Raw genomic sequence first — 22,748 nt, forward strand, 5'->3', positions numbered from 1 at the left:
ATACTAACAAAAGTCCAGTGAAGATATCCGATTAGGATTGCAGTATTGTGAATAAGTTGTTTCAAACGTTCTAATAATGTGGAGATTTTGGCTATGGGTAAATTGTCTATTCGGGCAAATTTAAATGCGCTTATAATAATTTCATCGTTGCTGATTATTATGATCAGCATGATCAATCTATATATACAAAAAGAAGAGCGCATAGAAGAAAGAAAACTGAAGCTACAGCACCAAGTAGAAACCGCTATTTCGGCAGTGAGCCACTTTAAAAAGAACGATTCGTTATCCTTAGACAAAGCAAGACGCGACGCATTATCACTGTTGCAGGATATTCGTTACGAAGGTGATAACTATTTTTGGGTGACAGACTCTAGTGACCGATTAGTGATGCACCCGTTAAGGCCGGACAGAGTTGGCGCCTATATGAGTAAGGTCCGAGATGGGCATGGCAAACTCCACTGGAAACAGATGTCGGAGATAGCGCTTGGCCCTGGCTCGGGTTTTCTCGATTACTCTTGGCTGTCACCAGAAGACGAGTTGTTAGACAAGATATCTTATGTCACTTACGTAAAAGAGTGGGACTGGATTATTGGATCTGGCATGTTGGTATCTGATATCCAAGATGAGTTTTACGAAAGTATTATTCGTCAGGTTATCATTTCTTTATTTGCTGTCGGTGCACTAATGGCGGTGAGCTGGGCAGTACGAAAAAGTATTACCACGCCCTTAGAGGCTTTGTTGGAAAACGTGAAATCTATTGGTGGCGGTGATTTTACCAACAACTTTGTTCAAAGTCGTAGCGATGAGATCGGGCAGTTGTACAGTGAACTTGATGCGATGCAAAGTAAGATCCGTGAAACCCTTCTGTCAGCAAAGTCAACCGCTGAAGAAGCTACCATGTTGTCAAGCAACATAGCGGCAGTAACGGTTCAGACCGCCGACCGTATTTCACTGCAAAACTCCCACTTAGAACAGCTATCGACTGCTATGAATGAAATGTCGGCGACGATCAGTGACGTGGCGACCAATGCGGAACAGAGCGCGACAAAAACAAATGGCACATCATCAGAGGCATACCGCAGTAGTAAGTCGATGAATGAAAACCTAGATGATGTTACTGCTATTTCTGTCTCTATAGGTCAAACCAGCGATTTGATGGCTGAGTTGAAGAAAGGCGTCGACAAAATTAGCGCGGTAGTAGGGGTTATTAACGACGTTTCGGAGCAGACAAATTTACTAGCGCTCAATGCTGCGATTGAGGCAGCGCGAGCAGGTGAACAAGGAAGGGGCTTCGCGGTCGTTGCAGACGAAGTGAGAAGCTTGGCTAACCGAACAAAAGAGTCGACCAATCAGGTTCAGATAACCATTGATGAGTTGCTCAAAATGTCTGAAGACGTCCTTCAGATAATGGATAAAAACAACGATAACGTCACTCACTGTGTGGAAAGCACAACTGCGACCAAACAGACTTTAGACTCAATGGTTTCAGAGCTTAATGATGCCAGTGATATGGTGTCACAGATTGCTGCGGCGTCTGAACAGCAAAGTACGGTTGCCCATGATATGAGCGATAATGTTAGCTCGATACACATGGCGGTACATGAAATCAATGACGCGGGCAAAACACTCGCTTCAGAGGCGAGTGATATGACGGCATCGGTTGAACACCTAAAAGACAAGCTTTCTTATTTTAAACTCGCTTAGAAGTTAAAACGACTCAATCGCCCCATACGTGCCATTTGCCGTGTGGGGCTTTTCTATGATTACAGTAAATTCGTCAACTTATAAAAGCTATTAAGCAATTGGGGTGTGGCTGGTCACTGCGAGATGATATAAAAACTTGATTTAATTCTAAAAAGCCACTTAAACCTTATGTAACAATATGTGTATTCAAGTCTTGGTCTGCTAATAAATAAACCAAAATGGATAAGGAACCAAAGTGAGTAGTTTTATTAAATGGATTTTCAACATTTCTAGCGGTAGAAACGTTTTCTTGATGTTTGTCATCACCAATCTGGTTTACGGCGCCATCTTATCTTACAGCCTTCCTCACGTGCTTACCTATACCACCGAGAGCGTGCTTTTTGATATGTCACCTACCGGATACGACTATCAACATGCCGTCACTTTGATTGGTTCATTGGGAGAAGCGGGTAGGCAAGCTTACCTATGGGTACATATGCCACTAGATTTTGCATATCCGGGGCTTTTTGCGATTGGTTACGCGATGCTATTTGCATGGGTTATCCAAAAGTTTGCTAGCGAACAATCGCAGTGGCGTTGGGTCGTCTTACTACCGCTGTTTGCTGGTATTTTTGACTATCTAGAGAACTTGAGTGTCATCGCTATGATAAACACTTTTCCTGACATAGCGAGCTCCGTTGCGGCTTTTGCCAGTATGAGTACGGTAGTCAAAAGTTCACTTACCTCGGCTTATTTTTGCTTGTTGCTAATAGCGCTAGGTACTTGGTTAAAGCATGCAATAGCGAGCCGCCGTTCAAAGTAACGACTCGATGTATTTGCGCTAAGAAGCAGACACTTTTCTTACTATTCCCTAAAAAGATGCCACTAGTTGCTCGCTTGTAGTTTACTCACCGTGAATGAAATTGGTTGTAAATGATAATTGTTATCAATAAAATTATAAGCGAGTGGAATAGGGAAGAGAAACTATGGGTTGCGACACCGACTCTCAGTGGAAAATTGATCACAAGCTTTTAGAGTGCTCCGAAGAAGAGAAGGGCAAGTGGTGCGTGCGCACTCTACCGACTTTGGAGCAACAATCTGAGTTTCTTTCCGCCCATATTGGCAAGGACATAAGTTGTACGGTCAGTCACTGTCTGTTTGAACAAGACTATGAATCCAAAATCACCTATCGTCACCCAACCACGCTTCTTGTTTTCGGTGTTGAAGGGGTCAGTGAGTTTACATTTGTCACTGCGGGCATTAACTGCATCGTTCGTCCGGGCGATGTATGGATTTTCAACACTTGTAACGATGAGCTGATACGCAAAACGACCGCTGGCAAAGTTTCGAAAATGACGGTGGTAAAATACGCAACAGCGCGTATTGAACAAGCTTTTCACTCGATAGAGTCCCCATATCAATACGGTAATTCTAGCGAGATGACAAGGTTGGGATTTCAGCAAGAACCCGATCGCTGGATCTCAGAACTCGTTCGCAATCCTATGCTTTCGGCGAGCGACCGTTTAATGGCTGAAGCAAGAGCGCTAGAGCTCATCGCAAACTGGTTGGCCCCAAATCATTTGCCAACTTGCAAAAGTGCGAGCAGTGATTTGGATAAAGTGATAGAGATCTTATCCAAAAATCTGGCACATCCACCATCCTTAGAGGCGTTAGCGAAAGAGGTCGGCATGAGCCATACGCGACTCAACCGTGTATTTAAAGCTGAGTTCGGAATGACAGTGTTTGAATGGCTTCGACGTCAACGGTTGGAGAGAGCAAAACACTATTTAAGTAATCAGGCTCAGTCTGTCACCGATATCGCGTTAAACTGCGGTTTCAGCAGTACAAGTCACTTTACTCAGTCCTTTAAAACTCATTTTGGGCAAACACCGTCAGAATTTCGAAGTAAGGGTTAGTAAGACTGCTCGATTGTTCGCGCACTTTTGTGTCCGTGGAAAGCAAGCAGTGCAAACAGTGTGGCAAACAGAAAATAGGGCAGTGGATACCACATCTGATAAAGGAAGTTGCCTACCACAGGTCCTATGGCCAATCCTATCCCCTGACACATTCCGTTTAATCCGCCCAGTCTTCCTTGCTGATGGTGATCTGTTGTTAGGCTGAGCAGGGCGAGATTGGCGGGTAAAAACAGCCCTAATCCCATGCCGAGTACTGTCATTGAGGCAATCAAGTGCCACAGTGAATCGCAACTCGCGCTTACTAATAGAGCCGTCGTTGTCACTAGGGCTCCCATTGTTTTAATAGCGTAAAAATTGAATCTCACTTTTAACAGCACAAGTTGGCAAGCTACCATAGCGAACATACTGGACATCATGATCACGCCTGTAAAACGAATCGCTTGATGAGGTGGCAGTAATAGTAAGTCTTGCAGCACCCAACTGGTGATTGGTTGTAAGGCGCCATACATAGTTAAAGCGCTAATGGTGGCAAAAAGATAGGGCAGCGCAGGGAAGAGTTTGGTAAAAGCAACGCTTTTCTCTTCGCTGTCTCGGGACTCTGGCACCGACACGACGACCCAAACAGCAGAACCGAACATCAATAGTGCAAGGCCGATGTAACTCTCACTTAAAAATGTACTACCGGATAAGATGGCAATTAAACCACCTATAATGGTTCCAGCACCGAAACTTGCTCCCATTAACCCCATGCCCTGAAGGCGTTGACGTACTGGTGTTGTGTCGGCAACTATGGCTTGTGTCGCTGGTTTTAGGCCTCCACTCAGGCGCCGTGAATTAGCCGAAGACAAAGTAGTAAACTCGCCAACAAGGCTGGTGTTAAAACAGAAGTAAGGTTGACGAGCAGCCCGATCACTAGAGAAGTGAGGGCCGAAAAAAACAGTCCAATATTGAGGGCGTGTTTTCTTCCCACGCGATCGCAAACCAACCCCATACTGGAGCAGAAAGAATCATTGCAATAGCAGGTAAACTTAGGATCACGGCAATTTGACTGTCGCTAATGGCAGACGAGCGGCCGATAGCGGGCAAACTGATGGCAAAAAAAGCGTGTCCAGCACCATTGATAATTAGTGCACTTAATAGCGGTAACGGCAAATTCATATGGTGCCCTTCTTACTTGTAAGCGATATCTAGTTCCATTGACCCAAAGGGGGTGTCGATACTTCGGCTTTTTACTCGTCGAAAGCCAGCCTCTAACATAGCATTGGCAATGTTACCCTGATCAAACGACACATCGTTGCCATTTAAGCTGGGCAGCAGGCGTCCAATCACGTGATGCCTAGGCTGGGTTCTTTGCTCCTGAAGCCCTTCATGTAAGCTAACAAATATGCCACCGTCTACCAGAGATTGATTAATTTGCCTTATTAATGTGTTGAGATCATTAGCGTAATAGAGCGACATTGAGGAAAAGATAAGATCAAACCCCTTGGGTAAATTGGCAATGTTGTAGTCTCCTTGGTGAAGTACGACCCGTGAGTTATCAGCAGTTCGAGGGGCGATTTGGGCAATAACAGGTGGTAAATCAAAGATATGGGCAGTGAGTCCAGAGTGAATGTTAGTGAGGTGATTTGCTAAGGTTTCTGAACCCGCTCCAATCTCTAGTGCGTTTTTTACTCGTCCCCATTCTGGAAGATGAGACAAGATCTCTGCCATAAACTCGGTGCCGCAACTGCGATGAAATGAACGTAAGTTACGGACGGATTCTTGCCAGAACTCCGCTTTATCAAAACGCGTCTCAGGTACGCTTGTTGGTTTTCTGCTCAACACTTGCTCTAACTGGCTACTGGTAATGGTTTTAACTCGAGTTAGATGAAGAAGAGTTGGCACCATTGATGTGGCAGATGAGGAGAGTAAGAAGGCTTGGTAGCCTTCTTTTAGCTGGTACTTTTCGTCGGCTTTTTCTATCAGGTTCAAACTGCAAAGCCCGTTTAAAAACAATGCAGTTTTTTGTGGATCCCACTCCAATTGCTGAGCGATATAGTTGGCGTTTTCAGGCTCTGATAACAAGTCAAAAACGCCTCTTTTCATCGCAAGCTCGACTAAGGGCCACTCAAGGGAACGATGCAAGGTATCAAGTAAGGTTTTCTGTTCGCAGAAATTCATATTATTACCAATTCATGGTTAATGAGGCGCCAATGAAACGCTCGTGACTGTCTTCGACGACCGCACCTGAAGGTGTGCGGACTGCGCGACTGTATCGCTCTTCATCAAACAAATTCTCTAAATGCACTGCTAACGTAACGTTTTGGGTTTTGTAACCAGTAGAGGCGTCGAACGTTAGGTACTTAGGGTGTTCCAGCGTGTTTGCCACATCGAAATAGTACTTGCTGCTACCTGAGGCGTTTAATGATGCAAACCATCCCGACTTGGGTTGATAATCGATACCAAGTGAATAGGTGTACTTAGGCGCTAGCGGTAGACGGTTTCCAGACAAGTTATTGACAACAAAGCGAGAGCCATTAAAGACGTTCTGTTGATAGTCATCCGCTTTCGCTTCCATCGTGCCGATAGAGATATAGGTGTTTAAGTTGGAGTGCCACTGATAATCCGCCGTGAGCTCTACTCCATAGGATGTTGTTTGAGCGGCGTTACTAATGGTCTGCTCAAATCCCGGCAAGATATCGGTAATCTGCTTATCTTTAGTGCGAATGTGGAAAAGGGCGCTTGTTAAGTTGAGTTTGTTATTGACCAGTTGTGTTTTGTATCCGATCTCTAGGTTAGTACTTCTTTCTTCATTGTAGGTAAAGGATGATAAGCTGCGCGCCGACGCGTAGTTAAATCCGCCGGGCAAGTATCCTTTTGCAATTGTGGCGTACGCTGTGTGGCTTTCCCCTTGATAGCTCAGACTGAGCTTGGGAAGCCAGATACTTTGGTCTAAATCAGAACTGTAACGGTGGTTCATTTGCCTCATAAGTGCTTGTTCACCCGTTTTATTGATGCGCTCGTAGCGCAAGCCTGAAGTGAAAAACCAATTATTGACAAACTGCCACTCAAGTTGGCCAAATCCAGCTCCGCCGCGTTGATCAATTCCGGTCACCCGTTGAGTTCTTGGCATCATTGGTGTACCGCCTAGGGTGAAATCAACATCGGTGTCTTGTTGATAGAAATAGACGCCCGCTAGCCAACGCCCGCTTTGATCAACTGAAAGATGGTTACTCAGTCGCAGTTCTTGGGACCACATTCTGTCTTTCATATCCATCAGGGTCGCAGGCACTGGGGCAGGTGTTAAATCGAGATCAGTGGTGAACCCTCGATCAAACCTCGTTGTTCCAGTAATTGATGTCAACTCTATATCGCCGATCTCATGGTCGATTCTGAGGGAGTGTATATCTGAATCTCTATTTTCAACACTCTTTGTATTGTGGTTTGTTACTTGCCGGTCGGTTGCCGCAGGTCCGGTTAGATAGCGCAAACGTGCCTTACCCAGCTCTTGGTCACTTGTGTAGCTGCGAAGCAGAATATCCGTCGTGTCATTGGCAGCAAGCTCGAAAGCGATGTTACCAGACACATTGTTGTGCCTTCCTCCATCTTTGGCATCGTTAGCTAAGTTGTGATTGGGCCCATCTCCTCTGTCTATCTTAAGTGCTAGTGAAGCGGCTAAAACGTCTTCGACAAGAGTATTTTCAGCAGCGACTATAACGCTGTTTGCCATCTGTCTTCCGTTCGCACCTTGGGTATACCCCATCATTAGCCCGACTTCTAAACTGGGTTGCCAATTGAGAGATTGCTGGCGAACTTTTACCACTCCGGCTTCGGAATGTCGCCCGTAGAGATCGCCTTGGGGGCCCTTAATCACTTCGATGGGCTCTACATTAACCATCACTGGTAACTGAGTCGCTCCCAGAGGTAAGGCGACGTCGTTGAGGTAATAGCCCACCGGTTGCTGCAGGCTTGTGTCGTAACCTGAACTTCCCCTTATGGCGATTCTGGTTTGAACGGAAGAGTGTTCTACGCGAACATTGCTAACTCGCTTCTCAATTTTAGTGATGTCGTCTTTTCTCGCGTCTAGCTCAATCTGCGAAATGCTAGCGGGAACCTTGGAACTCGGTTCTTCCCAGTGTCGCGCTGTAACGACTTGGGTTTCGAGAGTCGGAACTTCGGCACTTACTTGTCCAGAAAAAAGAATGGCAAGAGTGATAGGGGAAAGAGAAAAAGCTGTTGCGGGTTTCGCCATTTTGCTACTCCATGTCTTTTTGACCACAAACCGAACTGGATCATAAAGCGAATGGATAACTACCAATATCAAATGCGGAAACGTCGAGTATCAAATGGCGAACGGAGATACGTAAAACTTTACAGGTGTGGTGTGAGATCAGACAAAAGAGTCAATGCGTTGTCGAGGGTGCACTTAAATAAGCACTGGCCAGTTACTGTTCTGGAACGATGGAGTAAACCATTCCCAGTTTAGGGATGCCATGGTGTAAATATCGGTTTTTTGCCATCGTTTCAAACTGTGCCCCACAAGCGATTGCTAACTTCTGGCTTGGAAGGTTGTCGGGGTCACAAACGATTTCTAGTCTGGTCAGTTTCAACATGCTGAAGCAAAACTCGATAAGGGCGTCTAACGCTTCTTTGGCATAGCCTTGGTTTTGGTGCTCATCACCCAACCAATAGCCTAAACTGGCCATGTTGAAGGTGTGGTAGAGCTCATTAATCGCCACCATACCGATTAATTTATTGCCGTGCTTTCGGTCGAAAATACCAAAGCCGTAAGCCTGAGCTTTTACCCAATTGAGTCTGGTGGCGAGAATGAATCGCTCTGCTTCTTTGAGGGTAAAGTCTTCGCGGCACCAGTCAACCCAGTCGTGCAGTGACGGGCTTTGAGTGATTAGGTCTTGCAAGTTTGCTGTATCACTTTCTTCAATCAGTCCGAGAGTGAGTCGTTGGGTAATAATTTGATAGTCAGGCTCATATTCGCCTTACTAGGGAATCAAAAGTAGGTAGTCTTTATGATAATCGACAAATGGGGTTTATCTAGTAATTGGAAATATAAGGCTGCCGATGGCAGCCTTTGAAACGAGTTTTAGTTATTGACACGTCGTACTTGAATAATCATTCCGAGTAGAGGGTGATCTAGGAAATGAGTTTCTGAGCTGCGCATTCGACGCTTTTGGTCCATGCGATAATGCTTGAGAAAAGACTCGACTGTCACCTCTGGAGTCACATCTTCCATCATGCCTACTTGGATGTTTTGGCTGTTGTCGTCACTGCCCAAATCAGTTCGAGTCTCAAACTCTAATGGCTTGTCTTCTAGTGTGATTTTTCGAACGCTTGGTGCTTTGAGATCCAACACGACGTCGGCGTAAAGGTAGTGCTCAACGTAGATCTGGAGTTTTCCATCCAACTCGTAGATTGGGCTAGGTACGTTTTGCTCTGTTAGTTGTCCATCAAGCGGGACAACGGTGTCACCACTTATTTGTGTGCCGTCTGGGTGAAATTGTTTAGAGAAATCTCGTCCAGCGCGAATACGAAAAGATGGTGCGGAGAAACGGCCTTGGTCTCCCTGTCGCCAAGCCGTATGCATTAATACTTCAAAACCAGCGTGACGGCGTAACTTTTCCGCTTCTTCTTTTAACTCATAACTTGATGCTGAAAGCAGGCTTACCCCTTTTTTCTTACGGTAGTTAGAGTCGGACATATATCCTGTTTTATCAAGATTGATCGCTTCCACTGAGTTTGGCCATGATTCAGAGGTTTGCTCAGCGTCGACTGCTCTTTTGAAAATGATCACTTCAACATCAAACTGTCGCTGTGCCCATGTTGGCCATGCAATTACTAACAGCAGCAGTGGGATCAGTTTTTTCATTAAAACTCCATTTTGGTGTTATTCACCGTTTTACTATGGTTAAGAAGCGGGTAACAGGTTGTTTTTAAACTCGCCTAGCATATCAGATACAAATTGAATGCGCTTTCTTCTATCGACCAATGGTACCGCAAACTTAAACTTAGTTGGCCCTTCTAGGGAAAATTTTTGTGGCTGTGATTGCAACAGTTTAACGAGAAAAGCCGGATTTATGTCAGCGTTTGGATAGAACTCGATAAAGCCACCTTTGTCATGGGCTTCAATCTTGCGAACTTTTATCTGTCCAGCGTCGAGTTTTAGCTCGGACACTGATAATAGATTTTTGGTCGCATCGGGCAATAGTCCAAAGCGGTCAATGAGCTCTACTTTTAGCTCATTGAGTTCACCGCTATCACGAACACTAGCGATTTGCTTGTACATAGACAAACGGGTGTTGATGTCTGGTATATAGTCATCTGGCAGTAGTGCTGGCAATCGCATTTCTACTTCCGTTTGCTCTCGTAGTAGTTCGTCCAAGGATGGTTCTTTTCCTTCTTTGAGGGCTTCAACCGCTTGCTCAAGCATTTCCATATAGAGAGTGAAACCCACCGATTGAATTTGACCACTTTGCTCATCGCCCAAAAGTTCTCCAGCGCCGCGTATCTCTAAGTCATGTGTGGCGAGAGTAAATCCTGCACCAAGGTCTTCCAGAGAGGCAATAGCATCTAATCTTTTAACAGCGTCTTTTGTGATGGCTTTGGGATGCGGAGTGAGCAAATAAGCATAGGCTTGGTGATGGGAACGACCAACGCGACCGCGCAGTTGGTGTAACTGGGCAAGGCCTAAGTTATCTGCTCTGTCCATAATTATGGTATTTGCCGTCGGTACATCAATACCCGTTTCTATGATCGTAGTACACACCAAGAGGTTAAATCTCTGGTGGTAGAAATCGTTCATGATACGCTCTAGCTCTCTTTCGCGCATTTGACCATGAGCAACGGTCACTCGCGCTTCTGGTATCAGCTTTTCCAGATCCGCAGCAACTTTTTCTATGGTCTCCACCTGATTGTGGAGGAAGTAAACTTGGCCACCACGCATGATTTCGCGCAAGACGGCCTCTTTTATTACGCTGTCTTCCCGTTGTCTGACGAAAGTTTTTATCGATAGTCTTCGCGCTGGTGGCGTGGCAATTATGGAAAGATCGCGCATCCCGCTCATTGCCATGTTGAGGGTTCGCGGTATCGGCGTTGCCGTGAGAGTCAGTATATCTACGTCGGCGCGTAGCGCTTTGATCTTCTCTTTTTGTCGAACCCCAAATCTATGCTCTTCATCGACAACCAACAGGCCTAGATCTTTGAACTTTATGTCGTTGGAAAGTAGCTTGTGGGTTCCGACGAGAATATCGACTTTGCCATCTTCAATGTCTTGAATGACTTGTTTTTGCTCTTTAGCCGTTTTAAAGCGGGAGAGTACTTCAACGCGGATCGGCAGGTTTGCAAATCGATCTCGGAAGTTCTCAAAATGTTGCTGGGCCAGTAGGGTGGTCGGCACCAAAACCGCGACCTGTTTTCCGTTGTCTGTCGATAGGAAAGCTGCTCGCATTGCCACTTCGGTTTTACCAAAGCCGACGTCGCCACACACTAGGCGATCCATGGCTTTTGCCTGACACATATCAGATAGCACCGCGTTTATGGCATTGGATTGGTCGTCGGTTTCTTCAAATGGGAAGCCAGATTTAAATGTCGCGTACTGGCCGCGGTCGAGTTCGAATTTATGGCCGGGCTTAAGCTCTCGCTTGGCATAGACATCTAGCAGCTCTGCTGCGACATCGCGAACCTTCTCCGCTGCTCTTTTACGAGCTTTTGCCCAAGCTTCACCACCTAGCTTATGCAGAGGGGCGCTCTCTTCTGCACCACCTGAATATCGGCTGATAAGGTTTAATGAGGCGACAGGTACATAAAGCTTGGCGTCATTTTGATATTCAAGGGTGACATACTCTGTGGTCATTCCCCCTGCTTCTAATGTTTGCAGCCCGATGTATCGACCAATGCCATGATCAATGTGTACAACAGGTTGTCCCGGCTTTAACTCAGCGAGGTTGCGGATTACCGCATCGCTGTTGGTTGTTTTTCGATCTTTGCGTCTGCGTTGGATAACTCTATCGCCGAGCAAGTCGCTTTCGCATATCAGGGCGTAGCTATCGCCTCTACCGACAAACCCGTGTTCACTAGCTCCTAGGATTAAGCTGAAGCGTTCATCACTCTCCAGCGCGGTCGCCAAGTTGTCTGCTTCTACAGGACGCAGTTTGACTGGCTGAAGCAGTTCCAATAGTGCTTCTCGTCGGCCTTCGGATTCTACAGAGAATACCACTTTACCTGTAAAGCCCTCACAAAATTGACGCAGAGCGGCCATCGGTTCTTTGTTTTGATGGGCGACGGCAATGTTGGGCAGCGGACTCACGTCAACATTGAGGCGACCTGCTTTTTTCGCAACGGCTTCTGCGCTCAATACCACTTGTGGCATATTTTTAAACTGGCTAAAGAGTTGATCTTTCTTTAACCATAAGGTTTCTGGTGTGAGAAGAGGTCGCAATGGGTCAACTTTGCGCTGCTCATAACGGTGTTCAACGTCAGTTAAAAACTGGTCCACCGCAGGCTCGATTTCCCCTACAACGAGTAACTGAGTGTTTTCGGGAATGTAGTCAAACAGCGTTTCTGTTTGCTCGAAAAACAGCGGTTGCCAATATTCGATACCCGCTGGCCAAGTGCCTTTAGACACTTGCATATAGACGGATTCTGGTTCTCTTCTTGCTTCAAACTGCTGACGCCAGCGAATACGAAAATCTTCTATCGCACTTTCACTGGTGGGAAATTCGTGTGCGGGTAGCAATCGAATTTCAGCTACATCGTCGATAGAGCGCTGGTTTTCGGGGTCAAAGGTGCGAATGGTATCAATTTCGTCATCGAAAAAGTCGATGCGAAATGGGTCAGATGACCCCATAGGGAACAGGTCAATGATAGAGCCACGACTGGCGTATTCACCTGGACCAAACACTTGGTCAACATGACGATAGCCCGATTTCTCTAACTGTAAACGCAGCTTTTCTAATGAGTAAAGATCACCTGCTTTTACCATTAAGGTATGTTGCAGTAAAAAGTCGCGTGGCGATTGGCGTTGTAGCAGGGTACTAACGGGGACGATAGTGATACCGTCGGTGAGCGTCGGCAACTGATACAGACGGGCAATGCGATCCGAAATGATCTCTTGGTGCGGCGAAAAGCTGTCGTATGGCAAGGTTTCCCAATCTGGAAACAGGCAGACTTCTTCACTGGAAAACTGTTCGATTTCTTGCTGTAACTTGAGTGCCGTCTGGGGATCGGCGACGGCTAGTAAGGTGTGCCCTTTATAAGCCGCTGATAGCTCAGCGATTGCCAAAGGTAACGTCGCCCCACTTAGGTTTCCGACGAATTTTTTATCTCCAGCTTCACTTGGAGAAACCAGATTAAGAATTGCTGTATTAGACATGGTATTGCTTATTGTTTGTCTCGATTCAATGAGCGCTGACGCAACAGTTTCTGCTGTTGATACAAAGCGGCCTTGATCAATAGGTCCTGATCTTCATCGCGAAGTAAATCGTATTTGAACGTTACCAAAAAGCCTTGCTCACTCTCTTCACATTCGGTGACATGAGCATAGCAATAAATTGCAGCGGCAGGGTGCTCAAGGAAGAGCTTAACTCTAACCTTTGACATAATCTGGCAGGAGACTGGCATAGTGCAGTTGAACTGACTTGCTCCAAATGAGGTGGTTTGATAACGATTTTCGGCAATGTCTTGCTGCGACAGCATATAAGTCAACAGTAGATTCAATTTGGCGTTCTGGTTGTCTAGCAGTGTGACAACACTTTTTAAATCGTGAGTTTTAAGTTCCGCGTGTGCCAGTTCGTTTAGGTGATCCAGTTGAGTAAATTCGCTTGCGACGATAAATGAAGTTGGGATCTCTCCCGTAAAGAGTTCGAAAGAAGGAAAGACGAAATCTGAATCAAGTAGTTCAACGTTGACATTCATCTGATGGTTAACACTAAAAAATTCTTGTTCAGTCATAGCTATAATTCCCTCTTATTTTCTTTCGATTATACTCAAGTCCTTGTCAGATACCAGAATCTGACTCGGGCTAAGCCTCTTTCTGAGGGTATTGTGGAGCTTGAACGCTTGTTTGCCGCACAAATACAGGAGTTTGACCTTGAATTGGCAATTTAGGCTACAACCCAACCGCATTAATGGGTAGAGTAGTTGCCATAGTAATTTATTGGTTTTCTTTATGTTCCATCCTGTCTCTACATTTATCGGTCTTCGATATTTGCGCGGACGCTCTGGCGATAAATTTAGTCGATTTGTCTCTTATATGTCGACCGCAGGCATTACCATCGGGGTGATGTCTCTTGTGACTGTTTTGTCGGTGATGAATGGGTTTGAGTCCCAACTTAAGAATCGTATCCTCGGCGTTATGCCCCAAGCTATTGTGTCCCAGCAAGGTGGAAAAACGGATATGAATGCGGACAAAGCGTTTATTGCAGAGCTGCCTCTGGTTACACAAGTCCAACCCGTTGTTCAAACCGAAGCAGTGATTCAAAGTAGTAGTCAGTTGTCTGCTGGCTTGCTGATCGGTTTAGACCCCAACAGTGATGATCCCATTAAACAGCAAGTTATTGCGGGTAGAATCAGTCATCTTGAGGCAGGAAAATATCAAGTTTTTATCGGCCACCAGTTGGCGCGAGATATGGATATCACGATTGGTGATACCGTTCGAATCATGGTGACGGGTGCAAGCCAATACACGCCGTTAGGTCGTATTCCCAGTCAACGTCTTTTTACTGTTGCCGGCATCTACAATACCGGTTCCGATGTTGATGGACAGTTACTCTACACCCATATTCAAGATGCAGGACGTCTATTAAAGATGCGTTCGGGACAAGCAACAGGGTGGCGACTCTACTTTGACGACCCATTCTCCGTAGCAGACGTTTCCCAATCGGTTTTACCAGAAGGTTGGCAGTGGCAAGACTGGCGAGTCCAGCGAGGTGAGTTGTTTCAAGCCGTTCGCATGGAGAAGAATATGATGGGCTTGATGTTGGGACTGATTGTCGGCGTGGCCGCTTTTAACATTATTTCCGCTCTGATAATGGTGGTGATGGAGAAGCAGTCTGAAGTGGCGATCCTCAAAACACAGGGCATGACAGATCAACAAATTCTATCCATTTTTATGGTCCAAGGGGCTAGTAGTGGAGTGATTGGTGCCTTGGTGGGGGGCGGCTTAGGTATAGTGTTATCTTCTAATATCAACAGCTTACTTTCCTCTTTGGGGATCCGACTTTTTGCCGTGGGGGGGAACTCCCGGTAGTTATCAATCCTATGCAAATTTTTGTTGTTGTCATACTGGCTATTCTGCTAAGCCTATTAGCGACACTGTTTCCATCCTACCGAGCATCCTCGGTTCAACCTGCTGAGGCGTTAAGATATGAATAAGCTTTTACAGTGCCAGAATGTTGCTAAGACCTATTGCGAAGGAAGTCTTGAAACTCAGGTTCTCAAAGGCGTGAGTTTTGACTTAGAGAAGGGAGAGCTGGCTTCGATTATTGGTTCTTCTGGTTCGGGGAAAAGTACTTTGCTCCATATTTTGGGAGCGTTAGATCGAGCCACTAGCGGTCAAGTCGTGTTTCAAGGCCATGATTTAGCTACGCTAAAAGCGAACAAACAAGCCAAATTGAGAAATCAACATTTAGGTTTTGTCTATCAATTTCATCACTTGCTTTCGGACTTTTCAGCGTTGGAAAATGTCGCTATGCCGTTGCTGATTGGCGGAAGTAAAGTTGCAGATGCTAAAAAACAAGCGAGTGAGTTGCTGGCAAAAGTGGGTCTGGAGCACCGAGTTCAACACCGACCCGCTGAGTTGTCTGGTGGCGAAAGACAGAGGGTTGCTATCGCACGTGCCTTAGTCAACAAGCCTTCTTTAGTTTTAGCGGATGAGCCTACTGGTAATTTAGACCACAAAACCGCTCTGTCGATTTATCAACTAATGCGAGAACTCAACGCGGAGTCAAATACGGCCTTTTTAGTGGTCACTCATGACAAAGAGCTTGCGGGTAAAATGGACAGACAGCTTCATATGCAAGACGGTTTATTGCTTAATGTCGAGGAGGCATAACGTGTTTTCCTCGTTGTCCCTGTTTATTGGCGGTCGCTTTAGTCGTGCGAAACAGCGCAATAAAATGGTCTCATTTATCTCTCTCTCTTCAACTATCGGTATTGCAGTAGGTGTCGCGGTTATCATTATAGGTTTGTCAGCGATGAACGGGTTTGAACGCGAACTTAACAATCGCGTTTTATCCGTGATTTCACACGGCGAGTTCGAAGGCTACCGAGGCCCATTGCAAAGCTGGCAACAAGTGGCTGAAAAAGCTGAATCTCATGCTAACATTCTTGCTGCCGCACCTTATATCAAGCTGACCGCATTGGCTGAAAAGGGACGAGAACTGAAAGCGATTGAAGTACGTGGTATTGATATTGAGCAAGAGCGAAAGGTCTCTAGCTTAACTGATTTTGTTGATTCTGACGCTTGGCACGCTTTTGTTCCGGGCGAGGGAAGTGTTGTCTTAGGTTCTGGTGTCGCCAAGCTGCTCAATGTCGCGCAAGGTGACTTTCTTACCTTGATGATCCCGCAGACCAGCTCAACCACAAAAGTACAAGCCCCGAAAAGAGTAAGAGTTAAGGTCATCGGTCTGCTTACCCTAAATGGACAAATTGACCACAACTTAGCGATTATTCCACTGCAAGATGCACAGACCTACGCCAAGCTTGGTGATGGTGTGACTGGTGTTTCCCTTAAAGTTGATAACGTTCTCAACGCTATGTCTATCATTAGAGACGCCGGCAACCAGCAATCGGTGGCCTTGTACGTTAGAAGCTGGGAGCAGAAGTACGGTTTTCTCTATCGAGATATCCAGTTAGTTCGCACCATTATGTACTTAGTGATGGTGCTGGTCATCGGTGTCGCCTGCTTTAACATCGTCTCTACTCTAATGATGGCGGTGAAGGACAGAGCGTCTGAAATAGCTATCTTGCGAACCATGGGCGCGAGCGACGGTTTAGTCAAACGGATTTTTGTTTGGCAGGGTGTATTTTCTGGTGTCTTTGGCGGGTTAGTGGGAAGTGCTTTTGGCGTACTAATCGCTTTGAACTTGACCTCTTTGATCAAAAGTCTTGAATCAGCAATAGGCCATCAGTTTTTGTCCGGAGACATCTACTTTGTGGATTTTTTGCCGTCACAGGTTGAGTTAAGTGATGTATTGATGGTGTCGCTAACCGCGATAATATTGAGCCTTATTGCGACTTGGTATCCCGCATCGCGAGCAAGCAAGCTCAACCCAGCAGAAGTACTAAGTGCGAAATAGTCGCTTTACTTAGTTTGTTGACGCTACAAAAAGAAAAAAGGATCGCAGGATCCTTTTTTCAATTCTAAGCTTTCCTAATTTTCATCCATTTGCTTGTTGTTATGGCAAGCTTTCTTTCAATTCTGCTTGAAGCCTATTGAAGAACTTTTACTTTGTGGTTCTTTGCTGCCAACTTCGAACAACGGAATAACGCCACAATCCTTTTATACCGAAGTACCCAACCATTGCTGATGCGATTCCGCAAATCAGGCAACCGAGTAGGAATGGAGGACCTATGGTGTTCATTTGGTGGAGTATAAACTCCCATGAGAGCTCAAAGTGGAAATCCTGTGGCGGAACGTTCATCGTCCACGCGCCGACTTTATAAGCGAAATAGAATAGGACAGGCATTGTGATTGGGTTACTTATCCACACTAATGCAACCGATAGAGGGAGGTTAACGCCACATGCAATGGCCAGTCCAGCTGACATTATCATCTGACTGGGAAGGGGCACAAATGCCATAAAAAGGCCAACGGCAAAAGCACCAGCAGCAGAACGTCGGTTTAAACACCACAAGTTAGGGTTATAAAGCACATTGCCAAAGACTTTTAACGCTTTTTGGCGTTTGATCAACTCGTGGTCAGGCATAAATCGTTTTATAAACTTTCTTGGCATCGAATTATGACTCTCTGTTTCAACTACTGGACGCTAACTTCGTTTTGCGTCGTTATCCTTTCCGCCATGAAATGGCCCACACTGCCTTCATTGAATTGGGTGTTGCTCTTTCTACTTATCATTATGACCACGATACGTGTACCTCCAGTTAAGTGGGGTGCAGGTATCATCTTAGGACTAATGGTGATCATAATCCAAGGCAACTTATTTCGAGTAAAATCACACTCTGTTTTTAAGGCCGGACAGGATATTACCATAAATGCCGAGGTTAACAGCTTTTTTAAGCAAATAAGTCATGGGTTTGAAGGGGTTGTTTTAATTAGATCAATCAATGGTCACAAATTGCCATGGTATCAACAAAGCAAAGTCAAATTGATCGCGCCTCACCGTCTATATGCCGGTGATAAAGTAAGGGCAAAAGTGCGATTAGCCCGCCTTATAGGCCGGTTTAATGGCGTTGGTTTTGACAAAGAAGCCTATTGGTTTTCGCAGGGCGTTGTCGGTGAAGCGAAAATTAGTGACAAAACCTCTTACATAATTTTTGAATCTTTGGGCTTTCGTAGCAAATTGTATCAAACCATGTCTAGGGTGGTTGAAGATAACAAACTGACCCCTTTGCTTATCAGCTTAGTGTTTGGCGACCGTAACGTTATTAACAATGAACTTGAGGAAGGACTCAGAAAAGTAGGCCTAAGCCATCTTTTCGTGATTTCAGGACTGCATATTGGAATGGCGTTTTTCATTGGCTGTTCTTTGGGGATCTGGCTAATGGGAATCACCGGACGGTTCCTATATCTTCCTCTTTTGTTGGGACTGTTTTTCGCTTTGAGCTATGCCTTTTTAGCTGGCTTTACGGTGTCAACACTTAGAGCGCTTCTCATGTGTGGCCTTATGGCCTGCTTTATCTTGTTAGAGGCCAAAGTGAGTTTGCTATTCAAATGGCTTTTGACGCTCAGTTTGGTTTTGCTATTGGACCCGTTTAGTCCTTTGTCGGCGGGGTTTTGGCTCTCTTTCGCTGCGGTGGCACTGATTTTTTACTTGGTTGAACTGCTGTTTTCACACCCTGCCCCTTTTAGAAAACTTATTCCGCTTGCCATGGTGCCCGTACTTATTATGCCTTTTTCCTTGGTGTGGTTTGGCGGTATCAGTGTCACTGGCATTGCTTACAATCTAGTTTGGATACCCTGGTTCAGTATCTTAGTTGTTCCTGTTCTTTTACTCAGTGTAGGGGTGTGGACAGTCTTTCCAAATCTTAGTGAGTTAATGTGGCAATGGCTAGATATGGCGCTTAAACCCGTTGTTTATTCGCTTGAGGTGGTCGAATTTGGATGGCTTGCTATCTCTCATTCATGGGTTGCGTTTTTCTTATCTGGTTTAATGGTGTTTGTCCTGTGGCCTTACCTCAACTTTACATCGAGAGCGGCTGCTTTGCTGCTCAGTCTACTCACCTTAAGCAGTATCCGAGCCCCAAACTGGCAAGTGGAGGTTTTAGATGTCGGTCATGGTCTGGCGGTCATTATACGAAAGGATGGTCATGCAGTGCTTTACGATACGGCCGCAGCATGGACTGATGGAAGTGTAGCCAAATCGATTATTACACCTTATCTCAAGCAAGTAGGGGTGCACACACTAGACGGTGTGATCATTAGCCATTTCGACTCTGACCACGCGGGAGGTCTATCTACAATAACTAACCAATGGAATCCCAACTGGCTGCGCACTAGTCAGTTAGGGGTAGGGCTCCCCTGCGTTAAAGGGCAAGAGTGGCGCTGGCAAGAAGTGTCATTTGATGTATTGTGGCCGCCTAAACGCGTAGCTAGAGCATACAACCCACATTCGTGTGTTATACGGGTGCGTTTTGGAACGCCGTCACCTACTTTGTTACTTTCCGGTGATATAACGACCTTAGTGGAATATCTTCTTTTGCGAGAAGGCGTTGTTAGGTCAGACATTGTGGTGATCCCTCATCACGGTAGTAAAACTTCGTCGTCTATCGCGTTTGTAGAGGGGGTTCAGGCGAAGTTTGCCCTCTCTTCTAACCGTTTTAGAGGCCGTTGGAATTTGCCTGCACAAGAAGTGGTTGAGCGATACAAAAACAGTGGCGCTCTATGGCTGGATACTGGGAAAAATGGTTTGATTAGGGTGGATATCTTCGCCAACGATTACACCTTTATGGGCTTAGAAATCTCGAAGGTGATACTTGGTATAGGCAGATGCTAAGGAAGGGAGTAGAATAGGTAGCTTATTCAAATAATTTAAAGCTTCTCTATGTCTGAAAATCACGACGAAACCACTTGGCAGACGTTTAAAAGGCTGTGGACCTATATTCGCCTTTATAAAGCGGGACTTGCCGTTGCAGTGGTAGCCTTGATTGTTAACGCCGTTGCCGACACGTATATGGTTTCCCTTTTGAAACCTCTGTTAGATGAAGGCTTTGGCAATGCTGAATCCAACTTTCTACGTGTTCTTCCATTGATTATTTTTGCCATGATGGTCATCCGAGGCTTGAGTGGTTTCATTTCTACATATTGTTTAAGCTGGGTTTCGGGAAATGTCGTGATGCAAATCCGACGCAAGATATTTAACCAGTTTATGCATATGCCTGTGTCTTACTTTGATAAAGAGTCGACAGGTGGTTTATTGTCGAGAATCACGTATGACTCAGAGCAAGTTGCTGGAGCCACTAGCCGTGCTTTGGTTAGTATTGTCCGTGAAGGCGCGAGTATCCTCGGCTTGTTAGTATTGATGTTTTACAACAGTTGGCAGCTATCCCTTGTACTGTTTGTGGTCGCGCCTTTGGTGGCTTGGGGCATAGGTGTGGTTTCCAAGCGCTTTAGAAAAATCTCTAAAAATATGCAAGAAGCGATGGGGCATGTCACTTCCTCGGCCGAGCAAATGCTCAAAGGGCACAAAGTTGTGCTCAGTTACGGCGGTCAAGATGTTGAAAGGGAACGCTTTGACTCAGTGAGTAACCAAATGCGCCAGCAAACTATGAAGCTGGTCGCTGCTCAAGCTATTGCGAACCCAGTTATCCAACTTATTGCATCTATTGCACTGGTCACGGTGTTGTTCCTTGCCAGCGTTGACTCCATTCGAAGCGATCTAACGCCGGGTACATTCACCGTTGTTTTCTCGGCGATGTTTGGTTTGATGCGCCCGTTAAAAGCGCTGACAAATGTGACTTCTGACTTCCAACGGGGTATGGCTGCCAGCCAAACTCTGTTTGCCTTAATGGATTTGGAAACCGAGCAAGATAAAGGCACGCACAAGCCAAGCAAAGTCAATGGCGATATTGATGTTGAAAATGTGACCTTTACTTATGAAGGCAAAGAGAAACCGGCGTTATCAAACGTTAGCTTTTCAATTCCTAGAGGAAAAACTGTAGCGCTTGTTGGCCGATCGGGCTCCGGTAAGAGTACGATCGCCAACTTGTTCACTCGTTTTTACGACGTCGACTCTGGCTCTATAAAGCTAGATGGCCATGACGTTCGCGATTATGGGTTAGAAAACTTGCGTATGCACTTTGCTTTGGTGTCTCAAAATGTTCACTTGTTTAACGATACGATCGCTAACAATATCGCTTACGCGGCGAAAGAAGAATACAGTCGAGAGCAGATAGAACACGCGGCTCGGCTAGCTTATGCCATGGATTTTATCGACAATATGGATGAAGGCCTAGATACGGTTATTGGCGAAAATGGTACCAGTTTATCTGGTGGGCAACGCCAGCGCATTGCTATTGCTCGTGCGCTGCTAAGAGATGCCCCTGTTCTTATACTCGATGAAGCAACGTCCGCTCTGGATACCGAATCTGAAAAAGCGATTCAGGCAGCGTTAGATGAATTACAAAAAGATAAAACGGTATTGGTAATCGCGCATCGTTTATCCACCATCGAAGAAGCTGACGAAATTTTGGTTGTCGACGAAGGCGAAGTCATCGAACGCGGGCCTCACAAAACTCTGATAGAGAAAGATGGGGCTTATGCTCAGTTGCATCGCATTCAATTCGGAGACCAATCTTGATAGAAAAGATTTGGTATCAAAACCATCCTATGCTTTGGATATTGTGGCCACTTTTGTGGCCGCTTAGTTTATTGTTTGGGTACTTGTCCAAGCGGCGACGTCTACAGTATCAAAGTGGAGAAAAGTCCAGTTATAAGGCGGAAGTGCCTATCGTGGTCGTTGGTAACATCACTGCTGGAGGTAACGGTAAAACGCCGGTTGTCGTCTGGCTTGTGGAAGAGCTCAAATCTCTAGGTTTTAAACCGGGTGTGGTTTCTCGCGGATATGGTGGCAAAGCCGAAGCTTACCCTTTGCTGGTTGATAAAGAGACACCAGCGCAGCAATGTGGAGATGAACCTAGTTTAATTGCTCGTAGAACGGGTGTGCCAGTTGCCGTGGATCCGGTTCGAGCCAATGCGGTTAAAGCGCTTTCGGATTTTAATCTCGATGTCATTATTACGGATGATGGCCTACAGCATTACGCGCTTCAACGAGATATTGAGATTGCCGTGGTTGATGGAAAGCGTCGATACGGCAATCAAAAACTGCTTCCATTGGGGCCTCTTCGGGAAGGGATGGAACGTTTACGACAAGTAGATTTCATCATAGCCAATGGCGGTGACCAAATCACTGGTGAAGCGTGATGACTTTACAGCCATCTCAAGCGATCAATTTAAATTCCGGAGAACGTCGAGACGTGAGCGAGTTAACGGGGTTAGTTGCGATGGCGGGCATAGGACACCCACCTAGGTTCTTTGCGACTCTCAGGAAGTTGGGAGCAAATGTAAAGGTAGAACAAGGGTTTGCTGATCACAAAGAGTTTAAATCGTCAGATCTGATGGGGCTTGCTGGGCAAGGTGAACATCTGATTATGACAGAAAAAGATGCGGTTAAATGCGCTGAGTTTAGCCAAAGTAATTGGTGGTACTTGCCAGTATCAGCACGCTTTGCACCGCAAGATAGCCAGCGCATTATAGGAAGAATAAAAGAGGTAATAGCTAACAATGGACCATCGTCTGCTTGAGATCGTGGCTTGTCCTGTATGTAAGGGCAAGTTGACTTATGACAAAGAGAATCAAGAGTTAATTTGCAAACTCGATAGACTGGCTTATCCGATCAAAGATGGGATACCGGTTTTGCTGGAGCCTGAAGCCAGAACCATGAGTATGGATGAAGGGCGCTAGGTCACTAAGTTAAAGAA

General features: G+C 45.7%; 17 protein-coding genes and 2 pseudogenes. 10 read left to right on the plus strand and 9 right to left on the minus strand.

Annotation, left to right across the window (positions count from 1 at the left end):
• The first annotated feature begins 159 nt into the window (after positions 1–159).
• From BLO31_RS03975 to BLO31_RS03985, 3 genes are all read left to right on the plus strand, one after another.
• Complete coding sequence (locus BLO31_RS03975; RefSeq protein ID WP_245688380.1) at positions 160–1,704, plus strand: methyl-accepting chemotaxis protein; 1,545 nt, start codon at positions 160–162, stop codon at positions 1,702–1,704.
• Between the two features lie 235 nt (positions 1,705–1,939).
• Positions 1,940–2,506 carry a hypothetical protein gene (locus BLO31_RS03980; protein WP_084659593.1) on the plus strand — a complete coding sequence of 189 codons (567 nt, stop codon included), beginning with the start codon at positions 1,940–1,942 and terminating at the stop codon, positions 2,504–2,506.
• 163 nt (positions 2,507–2,669) lie between these two features.
• Positions 2,670–3,599, plus strand: coding sequence for a helix-turn-helix domain-containing protein (locus BLO31_RS03985; RefSeq protein ID WP_070962989.1), 930 nt, complete (start codon positions 2,670–2,672; stop codon positions 3,597–3,599).
• Here BLO31_RS03985 and BLO31_RS03990 read toward each other — a convergent pair.
• The 8 genes from BLO31_RS03990 to BLO31_RS04025 form a co-directional block, all read right to left on the minus strand.
• Positions 3,596–4,447 carry an MFS transporter gene (locus BLO31_RS03990; protein ID WP_084659595.1) on the minus strand — a complete coding sequence of 284 codons (852 nt, stop codon included), beginning with the start codon at positions 4,445–4,447 and terminating at the stop codon, positions 3,596–3,598. The genes BLO31_RS03985 and BLO31_RS03990 overlap by 4 nt on opposite strands.
• Before the next feature lie 64 nt (positions 4,448–4,511).
• Positions 4,512–4,757: a hypothetical protein gene (locus BLO31_RS03995; protein WP_070962991.1), complete on the minus strand. Its 246-nt coding sequence runs from the start codon at positions 4,755–4,757 to the stop codon at positions 4,512–4,514.
• A gap of 12 nt (positions 4,758–4,769) precedes the next feature.
• Entirely contained in the window at positions 4,770–5,759 is a 990-nt protein-coding gene (locus BLO31_RS04000; protein WP_070962992.1) for a methyltransferase domain-containing protein, read from the minus strand.
• 4 nt (positions 5,760–5,763) lie between these two features.
• A complete protein-coding gene (locus BLO31_RS04005) occupies positions 5,764–7,830 on the minus strand; it encodes a TonB-dependent receptor (protein ID WP_070962993.1) in 2,067 nt (688 codons plus the stop codon).
• A gap of 193 nt (positions 7,831–8,023) precedes the next feature.
• Positions 8,024–8,551, minus strand: a complete 528-nt coding sequence (locus tag BLO31_RS04010) for a GNAT family N-acetyltransferase (RefSeq protein WP_070962994.1) — start codon at positions 8,549–8,551, stop codon at positions 8,024–8,026.
• Between the two features lie 128 nt (positions 8,552–8,679).
• Positions 8,680–9,462 carry a peptidoglycan binding protein CsiV gene (locus tag BLO31_RS04015; RefSeq protein WP_070962995.1) on the minus strand — a complete coding sequence of 261 codons (783 nt, stop codon included), beginning with the start codon at positions 9,460–9,462 and terminating at the stop codon, positions 8,680–8,682.
• Between the two features lie 39 nt (positions 9,463–9,501).
• A complete protein-coding gene (gene mfd / locus BLO31_RS04020; protein WP_070962996.1) occupies positions 9,502–12,963 on the minus strand; it encodes a transcription-repair coupling factor in 3,462 nt (1,153 codons plus the stop codon).
• Positions 12,964–12,971: 8 nt separating this feature from the next.
• Positions 12,972–13,541 carry a PilZ domain-containing protein gene (locus BLO31_RS04025; protein ID WP_070962997.1) on the minus strand — a complete coding sequence of 190 codons (570 nt, stop codon included), beginning with the start codon at positions 13,539–13,541 and terminating at the stop codon, positions 12,972–12,974.
• Positions 13,542–13,758: 217 nt separating this feature from the next.
• On the opposite strand from BLO31_RS04025, the pseudogene lolC reads away from it, so the two are divergent.
• The 3 genes and pseudogenes from lolC (at position 13,759) to lolE (ending at position 16,888) form a co-directional block, all read left to right on the plus strand.
• Positions 13,759–14,963: pseudogene (gene lolC / locus BLO31_RS04030) on the plus strand (lipoprotein-releasing ABC transporter permease subunit LolC).
• Entirely contained in the window at positions 14,956–15,642 is a 687-nt protein-coding gene (gene lolD / locus BLO31_RS04035; protein WP_070962998.1) for a lipoprotein-releasing ABC transporter ATP-binding protein LolD, read from the plus strand. The pseudogene lolC and the gene lolD overlap by 8 nt, the downstream one beginning before the upstream one ends.
• Position 15,643: 1 nt before the next feature.
• A complete protein-coding gene (lolE, locus tag BLO31_RS04040; RefSeq protein ID WP_070962999.1) occupies positions 15,644–16,888 on the plus strand; it encodes a lipoprotein-releasing ABC transporter permease subunit LolE in 1,245 nt (414 codons plus the stop codon).
• Positions 16,889–17,035: 147 nt separating this feature from the next.
• Here lolE and BLO31_RS04045 read toward each other — a convergent pair whose 3' ends face one another.
• On the minus strand, positions 17,036–17,545 hold the full coding sequence (locus BLO31_RS04045) for a DUF2062 domain-containing protein (protein ID WP_070963000.1): 510 nt from the start codon (positions 17,543–17,545) through the stop codon (positions 17,036–17,038).
• A gap of 6 nt (positions 17,546–17,551) precedes the next feature.
• On the opposite strand from BLO31_RS04045, the gene BLO31_RS04050 reads away from it, so the two are divergent.
• From BLO31_RS04050 to BLO31_RS04065, 4 genes and pseudogenes are all read left to right on the plus strand, one after another.
• Positions 17,552–19,765, plus strand: coding sequence for a DNA internalization-related competence protein ComEC/Rec2 (locus BLO31_RS04050; RefSeq protein WP_084659597.1), 2,214 nt, complete (start codon positions 17,552–17,554; stop codon positions 19,763–19,765).
• 48 nt (positions 19,766–19,813) lie between these two features.
• Entirely contained in the window at positions 19,814–21,568 is a 1,755-nt protein-coding gene (gene msbA, locus BLO31_RS04055; RefSeq protein ID WP_070963001.1) for a lipid A ABC transporter ATP-binding protein/permease MsbA, read from the plus strand.
• Positions 21,565–22,571 (plus strand): annotated as a pseudogene (gene lpxK, locus BLO31_RS04060) (tetraacyldisaccharide 4'-kinase). Before msbA ends, lpxK begins: the two are co-directional and overlap by 4 nt.
• Positions 22,552–22,731, plus strand: coding sequence for a Trm112 family protein (locus BLO31_RS04065; RefSeq protein WP_070963002.1), 180 nt, complete (start codon positions 22,552–22,554; stop codon positions 22,729–22,731). Before lpxK ends, BLO31_RS04065 begins: the two are co-directional and overlap by 20 nt.
• Positions 22,732–22,748: the final 17 nt, after the last annotated feature.

The organism is Vibrio sonorensis, assembly GCF_001854765.1.
Lineage (GTDB): Bacteria > Pseudomonadota > Gammaproteobacteria > Enterobacterales > Vibrionaceae > Vibrio > Vibrio sonorensis.